Origin of the sequence: Moorena sp. SIO3B2 (genome assembly GCF_010692525.1) — a bacterium.
GTDB classification, from domain to species: Bacteria; Cyanobacteriota; Cyanobacteriia; order Cyanobacteriales; family Coleofasciculaceae; genus Moorena; species Moorena producens.
The window spans coordinates 1-2,823 of the sequence record NZ_JAAHHE010000610.1 but is presented as its reverse complement, the minus strand read 5'-3'; the positions used below and the strand labels follow the sequence as shown (position 1 = coordinate 2,823).

The following is a 2,823-nucleotide window of genomic DNA, read 5'->3' as shown; positions in this document are numbered from 1 at the left end:
CTCGATACCGACAATCAACCCATAGGTTTTTTCTGGCCTAGCATTAATGGTCATGGAGTGCATCTCACTTTTATAAATGTCCCGTAGGGTGCGTTAGGGGCGGACTTGCCATGATTTTTTGCGTAGCCAGGGTTGTGATAGCCCGCCCCGTAACGCACCACCGGTTCAAACAGCAAATATGAGATGAACCCATAGTCATGGTAATCGCGGGATAATTGCCTTCCAGGTAGCTGGGTTTGTCCAATAAGCGCCATGAGCTTGGGGAAACGGTTGTTTACTGTCCACCAAAACATCCTGCACTTTATTAGGGAATAGAGTAGCACCAATGTAACTAAGGAAATCGCGTGAATCATAAATATTCAACCACTCCGGAAAAAATTCGGGCAGATGCTGACCAAATTCTAGGCTATATAAGCCATTAATTTCGTATAAAAAGGGAGCTTGAGAACCAACTGTAATTAATAATGTCACCTGTGCCATTGGTTCAGTTACCAGTAAATCAACACAAGCAATCCCTCCTAAACTATGGGCTAATATAACAACTGGTGGTTCAGCATCTTCTATAGTTTTTTGGATAAAATCACGTATTTTATGACCCCGACTTTGATAGAGTATAATATCACCAGGTGTAGGAGTATTTGCTTCAGTAATTGCACCCCTCTTACTCCTCACCCAAGCTGTCGCTGGACCCGCCAATAAGGAAAGTGGTTTCTGGATCCAGTCACCCAATCCCAAGTCTTCCTCCTTACCCAAAGCATTACTGAGTGATTTCACGAGTTGATCACGCAATTCCGGATCAGGAAGGATGAAGCCATGGTGGTGCTGCTGAGAGTCAAAAATTGCCTGAGCAACAATTGCTCTTGCGATAGTATCATAACAGTCACTATCTGAATCAGAGACTTGGTTTAATACTTCTTGATAAACAGCACTGCGAGTAACATGGCGTCGTGCCTGATCAAACCCCTCTGCTATGCCCGCTGCTTGTAATTTTTCCTGCAATTCTCCACTAGGAGTCAAAGCCAGCAACCGGTCATGTAATTGATCACCAGGTTGCTCTCCAAAGGGATTACTATCACCACCAGTCCTAGGTTGAAACGACAATAATCCTAATTCATAAAGGGGATTTTGATATAACTCCTGCCAAAGAATAATAGTTTGATTCTCTTCCTCTCCCTGATCCAGAGCTAAGGTAGCATCAAACAAGGGTATCGATGCCCCTTTAGCATTGAGCTTACTCCCAAATTCCCCACCCCAAAAGCAAGGAACAACGGTAATATCCGGACGTTGTTTTGTGACAAACCCCTCAACTATCTTAAAGGTTTGCTCATAGGCAGCTTGCCTAACCCCTGTGCCATGGACAAATACGAGAGTTGTCATAGTTGAGAAGATAGTTGATCAATATCTATATATTTTACTGTGAGCGGTCAGCCGTCAGCGGTCAGCGGTCAGCGGTCAGGGGTCAGCCGTCAGCGGTCAGCGGTCAGCCGTCAGCAGACTTAACTCAGATTAAAAGAATGCTTATATCTTTTATTCAAAAGCTGAAAGGTAAGCATATGCCCTACGTGCAGGCTACTTGATGTGACTTCAGCTGATAGCTGTTCGTGTAGCGTGCGCGTAGCGCATAAGCTGATAACTGATAACTGACCGCTAGCTGATAGCACCTCAAGTAGCGTGGCCAACGGCCTTTAGCTGATAGCTGATAACTGACCGCTGATAACTGACCGCTAGCTGATAGCTGATAACTGACCGCTGATAACTGACCGCTAGCTGATAGCTGATAACTGACCGCTGATAACTGACCGCTAATAGCTGATAGCTGATAGCTTAGATAAAAAAATTCGGTCAAGTTTGGTTTAACCCAAATGCTTGACCGAATTCTATTGTGTAAACCTAATTGAGTACAGCTTAGCTGTCATCAAATCCAAACAAAAACTGAATCAAGGAATCCATTCTTATCAAGTTACTCAGGTACTGCTTTCCAGCAAGCACATCCTAACTCTGTTTACATTATACCCGATACTTTTTAGCTACCAAAGTCTACCAAGATAGACCTTGGCCCGCCAATGCAAGATGCAATAGCATCCAGGGGGTATCTCCCAAAGCTCTCAGGAATATCCCGCGAGCGCCATAAAAATGTCAAAACGTTAGTTCCACCGTAGGTCGAGAGCGCAACTATTAAACCCTTGGTTTTCGGCTTTAATTTAAGTTACATAATAATCCCTGTCGGTGTTACCCTAATTTAAGTCTAACAAATAATAAAAGTTTTTGGTAGACTCTGCGACATTTTCTCTAGCTGTTTACTAACCCTCCACGTAAGCATTCAGTAGTCAGCCGTCAGTGGTCAGTGGTCAGTGGTCAGTGGTCAGTGGTCAGTGGTCAGTGGTCAGTGGTCAGTGGTCAGTGGTCAGCCGTTGGCCACGCTACGCGAATGGCTGATAACTGATAGCTGATAGCTGATACGCGACACGCTGATAGCTTAAAAATAACCTCCACAATTCTTGGCCGCCAGGGCGGCAAACCCTGGCAAAACCCTATCCTAATCTAGATATAAATACCGAATCAAGGTGGTCATCACCTCACCAGGATTTTCCGTAGGCTCGGGAGTGCTCCACTCATCGGGATAGGCGTATTTAAGGCCATAAATGGCATAAATAGTATGCCGAACTTGTTTAGGAGAACCAATCAAGATGTGCTTGACTTTCTTAGGTTTGCGACCTTGATTGTCAGGGTTTTGATTGTCATCGGAGTTGGGGTTAATGTTTTGATTCATGACCAGTAATTAGTGTAAATGGTTTACACTATAAATATATTAATTTATTAATA

At 44.0% G+C, this 2,823-nt stretch carries 4 protein-coding genes; 1 reads left to right on the top strand and 3 read right to left on the bottom strand.

Annotated elements, in window-relative coordinates; genetic code table 11:
* Window positions 1–195 precede the first annotated feature (195 nt).
* Window positions 196–1,377 carry a hypothetical protein gene (locus F6K38_RS38805; RefSeq protein WP_287360259.1) on the bottom strand — a complete coding sequence of 394 codons (1,182 nt, stop codon included), beginning with the start codon at window positions 1,375–1,377 and terminating at the stop codon, window positions 196–198.
* Window positions 1,378–1,391: 14 nt separating this feature from the next.
* Between F6K38_RS38805 and F6K38_RS38800 the strand changes: the two genes are divergently transcribed.
* A complete protein-coding gene (locus tag F6K38_RS38800; RefSeq protein ID WP_287360258.1) occupies window positions 1,392–1,577 on the top strand; it encodes a hypothetical protein in 186 nt (61 codons plus the stop codon).
* On the opposite strand, the gene F6K38_RS38795 is transcribed toward F6K38_RS38800, so the two are convergent.
* Entirely contained in the window at window positions 1,559–1,846 is a 288-nt protein-coding gene (locus F6K38_RS38795) for a hypothetical protein (RefSeq protein WP_008181917.1), read from the bottom strand. The two genes, F6K38_RS38800 and F6K38_RS38795, sit on opposite strands and share 19 nt — an antisense overlap.
* A gap of 690 nt (window positions 1,847–2,536) precedes the next feature.
* Window positions 2,537–2,770: a hypothetical protein gene (locus F6K38_RS38790; protein WP_008181918.1), complete on the bottom strand. Its 234-nt coding sequence runs from the start codon at window positions 2,768–2,770 to the stop codon at window positions 2,537–2,539.
* Window positions 2,771–2,823 lie beyond the last annotated feature (53 nt).